Origin of the sequence: Catenulispora pinistramenti, assembly GCF_018274385.1 — a bacterium.
Lineage (GTDB): Bacteria > Actinomycetota > Actinomycetes > Streptomycetales > Catenulisporaceae > Catenulispora > Catenulispora pinistramenti.
The window spans coordinates 1-348 of the sequence record NZ_JAAFYZ010000614.1 but is presented as its reverse complement, the minus strand read 5'-3'; the positions used below and the strand labels follow the sequence as shown (position 1 = coordinate 348).

General features: G+C 61.2%; 1 protein-coding gene. It reads left to right on the top strand.

Features of this window, described 5'->3' with window-relative positions:
* Positions 1 to 221: hypothetical protein (locus KGQ19_RS48970; RefSeq protein ID WP_212022543.1), on the top strand; the 221-nt coding region annotated here is incomplete at its 5' end.
* Between the last annotated feature and the right edge of the window lie 127 nt (positions 222 to 348).

Below are 348 nucleotides of genomic sequence, written 5' to 3'. Positions count from 1 at the left end.
GTTGGGGTGTGGGTTTTAGAAGCTTTTTACGGCCTTCGGTCATAGTTGTGCCGGTTCGGGGTTCGGGTCGGCGGGTGTGCTTGTCGGCTGCCGGTTCCCGTGTTCACGACCCCGCCCCGCCTCAGGCCTCTTCAACTCCGGCAAGTTGGAGCAAGGGCACAGGCCAGATCAAGAGCAAGATCAAGAGCAAGATCAACAGCACAGGCAAGATCAAGAGCTGAAGGTCAAGGTCAAGATCAAGAACTGTGATGAAGAGCCGGCGCCTCCGGCGGGGGCTCTCGGCTCCCTCGGGGAACTGGCGCGGTTCCATAGGGTGGTCCGGTCAGGGCCCTGCGCTGGCGGTTTGTG